This window comes from Methyloglobulus sp. (assembly GCF_046714055.1).
GTDB lineage: Bacteria > Pseudomonadota > Gammaproteobacteria > Methylococcales > Methylomonadaceae > Methyloglobulus.
Window position 1 is genome coordinate 1 of the sequence record NZ_JBKKBJ010000249.1, and the last position, 5,206, is coordinate 5,206.

The window sequence follows — 5,206 nt, forward strand, 5'->3', positions numbered from 1 at the left end:
GGCAGCGAATTGTAATTGATCCTGAGATTCGCCTGGTTTTTGCTTTTGTAACCGATGTCGCTCATCCGTAAGGAAGTCGCATAGGGATGATAGAGTGTACCTTGGTCGAACTCTTCAAACTGTGCCCTTAACTGTGGACGGCTGTTGAAGAAACTTTTACAAATAGCGGGCGAGGCACCAAACAGGTACAAGATCAACCAACCTATACGTTGAAAATTCCTGACTAGGCCAAAATAACCGCTGGCGGTAAATTCCTCCAGACTGATTGCACTGTTTTCTTGGCTGTGCAACACAGGCCAAAGCGCTTCCGGCACTGAAAAATTGAAATGGATGCCCGCTATCGCCTGCATCGTCCTACCGTACCGATGCCATAAACCATGCCGATAAATATGTTTCATCTTGCCGATATTGGACGGGCCATACTCGGCAATCGGTACGCTTTCATCGCCATCAATACCGCAGGGCATACTGGTACACAGCAAAATCTCATCATCCAGGTGTTGGTAAACAAACTGATGGATAGCTTGCAAATAGCCCAGCGTTTCTTTGATGTCGGCAAAGGGCGGGGTAATCAACTCAATCAACGCTTCGGAATAATCCGTGGTGATATAAGGGTGCGTCAAGGCTGAACCTAGAGCCTTGGGGTGTGGTGTTTTGCTAATCAAGCCGTCTTTGGAAATACGTAGGCTTTCTTTTTCTATCCCTTTCAGCCCCCCGATTATGAGATGTTGCTGCTTGTTTGCTATGAGTTGGGCTAGACGCGCGGAATGCGTGTTATTCATGGGTAGCCATTGTGTGGGTTTCGCCGTCAAGTTAAGGAAAAATACCCCCTCTCCTATTGGAGAGGGTCGGGGTGAGGAGAATCAAACACAGGGAAAAGCTTATTTATATCCCCCATCCTAACCTTCTCGGCAACTTCTCCTGCGTTGCCCTACTTACCTACATCCTTGTAGGCATCCCATCGGTAGTAGGGACTATTTTCTTAGCTTAACAACATTGATGGTGTGGGTAACTGATCTTAGTGTCCTGTATAATTGCACCATTATAAAGCTATTGACTCATTCAAGAAATAAATCGTCACGATGGAAACACCCGACAGTAAAGCGATTGAACTTCTCAACACGATATTTGGCTATGCCAGCTTTCGCGGTCAGCAGCAAACGATTATTAACCATCTGATTAGCGGGCAGGATGCCCTGGTCGTCATGCCTACCGGCAGTGGCAAATCCCTGTGTTTCCAGATTCCCGCACTAATCAGGCCGGGTGTTGGTGTCGTTATTTCACCACTCATTGCACTGATGCAGGATCAGGTCAGCGCATTGCTGCAATTGGGCATTAAAGCCGCTTTCCTGAATTCGACGTTAGCCTTTGAAGAAGTGCAACAAACTGAAAGGCAATTGCTTAACGGCGAGTTGGACCTGCTCTATCTTGCCCCGGAACGATTGGCTAATGAACGTACTTTGACCTTGCTTGATCGGCTGCAAATAGCCTTATTTGCGATTGATGAAGCACACTGCGTTTCCCAATGGGGACATGATTTTCGTGCCGATTACCTGCGGCTGTCCTTGCTGCATGAGCGTTATCCACAAGTCCCACGGATTGCCCTAACGGCAACAGCGGACGAAAAAACCCGTAAGGAAATCCAGTTTCGGCTCGGGCTTGAACAGGCTCAACTCTTCCTAAGCGGTTTTGACCGTCCCAATATTCGCTATCGCATTGTGCAAAAACAAAATGCACGGCAGCAATTGCTGAATTTTATTGAGACGGAACATTCTGGCGATGCGGGTATCGTCTATTGCCTGTCGCGTAAAAAAGTCGATGAAACAGCGCAGTGGTTAACAAGCAAAGGTATCAAAGCCCTGCCCTACCATGCGGGGATGAACAATGGTGAAAGACAACACCATCAACATAAGTTTTTAATGGAAGATAGTCTGGTGATGGTGGCAACTATCGCGTTTGGAATGGGTATCGATAAGCCCAATGTACGCTTCGTCGCGCACCTTGATTTACCCAAAAGTATCGAAGGTTATTATCAGGAAACCGGACGTGCCGGGCGTGACGGCTTACCCGCTAACGCCTGGATGGCCTACGGACTCCAGGATGTCATCACCCTGCGCCGTATGTTGGTGGAATCCAATGCCAATGAAATCCAAAAGCGCATTGAATACAACAGGCTGGATGCCATGCTTGCCCTTTGCGAGCAAGTGCATTGTCGTCGGCAAGCCTTACTCGACTATTTTGGCGACATCCTGGAACACCCCTGCGGCAATTGCGACACCTGTTTAGAACCGGTGGAAACCTGGGATGGCACTTTGGCTGCACAGCAAGCCTTATCATGCATTCATCGTACCGAACAACGCTTTGGCGTGGCTTATCTGGTCGATGTTTTGCTGGGTAAATCTACAGAGCGGGTAACCCGTTTTGGACACCACCATCAGTCAACCTTTGGTATCGGCAAAGATTTAGACGAAAAACAATGGCATTCGGTATTCAGGCAGTTGGTGGCACGCGGCTTGGTCGCCGTCGATTTTGAAAGCTTTGGCTCGTTGCGGCTGACTGCCGCTTGTCGGCCTATCCTGCGCGGCGAACAACAACTGATGCTACGCAAAGACATCCAACTTGAAAAAACAAAAGGTAGCAAACACGCCAAAACCGCCCATAAAAATAAAAGCACGAACAGCTTGCTGTGGGATGCCCTGCGGAACAAACGCCGGAAACTGGCCGAACTTCAGGATGTACCACCTTATGTTATTTTTCATGATGCCTCTTTAATGTCCATGATGGAAAACAGACCGGCAACACTGGAACAAATGAGCCTGCTACCCGGAGTGGGCAAACGTAAGCTGGAGCTTTACGGCGCCCAATTTCTGGCAGTCATCCGGGAATTCAGGGGGACGAATCCGGCAATATCCGATACGGCAAGCGAGTCTGTGGAGTTATTCAGGCTGGGATTCACCATCCAACAAATCGCCCAGAAAAGGGCACTACAAGAATCGACTATTTATGTCCACCTGGCGCAGTATCTGGAACAAGGGCAGTTATTACTGGCCGATGTCGTTGATTTGCCGGAGCAGGAAATCAGGCGCATAGAGGAAACCATTATCAACCTGCCCGACGACCAGAAAAACGCCCTCAAACCAGTTTATGAGTCCCTTGACGGCGCTTATAACTATGGCATTTTGCGTTGCGTCAGGGCGGCATTGCAATATCAAATGGTTTGATGCCGTTTAGAAAAGTGGATACACATAGGCGCTTTTTGGCTAAAGATGTTTTTCTCTAAAAATAGCGCCCTGGTTAATATTTAATAGGTCGCTTTTATTTTATTTTTTCCATCCCAGAACAGCGATTTTTTTACCTGATCTGTAATCTCAGATAAAGCTTGTAGAGTATTTACTAATAGATAATGATTAAGATGCCACTAAAAAAGGAGCGCTCTGATGATTGTCTGCAAGCATGGTAATGAGGGCGCGATTGTTAAAAACGGCATTGTCCGTGGGAAGCGGCGTCACCAGTGCAAGGATTGCGGTTGTAATTTTGTTGGCGGGGACGGAAGGAAGAAGCCCAATGCGGCCATCCGGCGTACGTTTGCAGTGGTTTTGAGTGTGCTTGGCAAGGGCCCTTATGGTTTTATGGCGAAACTGTCCGGGGTCACGCCTGCTGCGCTGTTGAAATGGGCCCGGCAAGAGGCGGCGAGCCTGCCCGGGCCTGGAGTTTCCGGGGCTATCCGTGAGATGGGGTTTGACGGGATGTGGCATTTTATCGGTCCAAAAAAAACAAGTGTTGGACTGTCAAGGCGGTGGGCCGTGCCACAGGGCGGACTGTCGCCTGGGTCACCGGCCATCGTGATGCCGCAACCTTCCGAAGGCCCTACGACAAGGTGGGGCACCTGAAAGAATGTATTTTTTATACGGACGACTGGGATGCGTTTGCCAAGGTCTTGCCCAAAGCGCGGCACGCCATCGGCGAAGCCCATACGGTGGCAATTGAGCGTGACGACAGCAACACCCGACATCCATCTTGGCCGGATGACACGACGCACCAAAGTGGTCGCCCATTGCGAAGGCCTGTTCAATGCAACCATCAAGCTTTGGATTTAGCTAACGCAACCCCATGTATTCCGGGCTTATCAAGAAAAAACATTATCTATCTTTAGGTAAATACTCTCGGAATTTTTAAGAGCAAAGGCAATTGTCTGGTCTGCCATGAAATATCCTGGAATAACGCCTTATTTACAGACAACCGTTTTTATAACGTTGGCGTGGGCTTTAAACACTTAACGCCCGTTTTAGGTGAATTTATTGCCGCCGTTGAGCAAGATAAAAACCCTGATGATTTTCCTTTAACAGCACTTCAGCGTTCTGAGTTAGGACGCTTTAATGTCACAAAAAACCTTGCCGATATGGGCAAATTCAAAACCCCGACATTACAGAATGTCGCCTTAACCGCACCTTACATGCACGATGGCAGTATGAAAACACTGGAAGAAGTCATTGAACATTACGACAAAGGCGGGGACAAAAACCGTTTTATCGACACTAAAATATTCCCCTTGCATTTCACGTAACAGGAAAAGGTCGATTTAGTGGAATTTATGCGGACAATAACCAGTCAACAGATACAGCCGGAATAGCTATTACAATTAACTCCTTTTAAAATCCTTTAAGTCACTGGCGGAAAAAGAAAGGATTAATAGTACAAGATCGTTCGAATGAAAGTGTTGATGCTTCTATCGCATTCATCACAGAAAATCTTTAATAATTTTTGGAGATTCAAATGGATACTTCAATACACACTTTGCAAACCTTATTTTTCCAATTAGGTTTAGCAAGCAACGAGGAGCAAATTCGTGTTTTTATTGAGAAGCACAGGCCGTTACCCCGTAATATTGCCTTGTCTGAGGCAGATTTCTGGAGCGAAGCACAGGCTGCATTTCTGGCTGAAGCGATAGAGGAGGATTCGGATTGGTGCGCACTCGTGGATGAATTAGATTCTTTATTAAGAGAAAAATACTCGTGGATAAATTAGATGGCGGATTCAACTCCGAAGTGCAATCCTAGTGTTCATGCGGCCTCTTGCAAGAGTCCAGCAAAAAATACCGCATGGGGTGTCTTGTAATTGGGTGTTTTCCGAGGACGGTGGTCGGGCTTATTCATGGCCGCCCCGACATCCCCGTCAGCCGTGTTCCCAAAACGGCTACCTTGGGTAA

The 5,206-nt window shown here is 47.7% G+C and carries 4 protein-coding genes and 1 pseudogene; 4 read left to right on the plus strand and 1 reads right to left on the minus strand.

Annotation, left to right across the window (positions count from 1 at the left end; genetic code table 11):
* Window positions 1-782, minus strand: a pseudogene (locus ACLQ6D_RS14850) (glutamate--cysteine ligase); the annotation flags it as partial.
* Between the two features lie 300 nt (window positions 783-1,082).
* Here ACLQ6D_RS14850 and recQ point away from each other — a divergent pair.
* The 4 genes from recQ (at window position 1,083) to ACLQ6D_RS14870 (ending at window position 5,025) form a co-directional block, all read left to right on the plus strand.
* A complete protein-coding gene (recQ, locus tag ACLQ6D_RS14855) occupies window positions 1,083-3,221 on the plus strand; it encodes a DNA helicase RecQ (RefSeq protein WP_411728092.1) in 2,139 nt (712 codons plus the stop codon).
* Between the two features lie 527 nt (window positions 3,222-3,748).
* On the plus strand, window positions 3,749-4,153 hold the full coding sequence (locus tag ACLQ6D_RS14860; RefSeq protein ID WP_411728093.1) for an IS1 family transposase: 405 nt from the start codon (window positions 3,749-3,751) through the stop codon (window positions 4,151-4,153).
* A gap of 105 nt (window positions 4,154-4,258) precedes the next feature.
* Complete coding sequence (locus ACLQ6D_RS14865) at window positions 4,259-4,564, plus strand: hypothetical protein (RefSeq protein WP_411728094.1); 306 nt, start codon at window positions 4,259-4,261, stop codon at window positions 4,562-4,564.
* Window positions 4,565-4,773: 209 nt separating this feature from the next.
* The gene (locus ACLQ6D_RS14870; RefSeq protein WP_411728095.1) at window positions 4,774-5,025 is read left to right on the plus strand and encodes a DUF2789 domain-containing protein; all 252 of its coding nucleotides are present in this window, start codon (window positions 4,774-4,776) and stop codon (window positions 5,023-5,025) included.
* Window positions 5,026-5,206: the final 181 nt, after the last annotated feature.

Coding starts and splice junctions, on each gene's coding strand:
- recQ (WP_411728092.1), top strand. CDS start 1,083: ATGGAAACACCCGACAGTAAAGCGATTGAACTTCTCAACACGATATTT.
- ACLQ6D_RS14870 (WP_411728095.1), top strand. CDS start 4,774: ATGGATACTTCAATACACACTTTGCAAACCTTATTTTTCCAATTAGGT.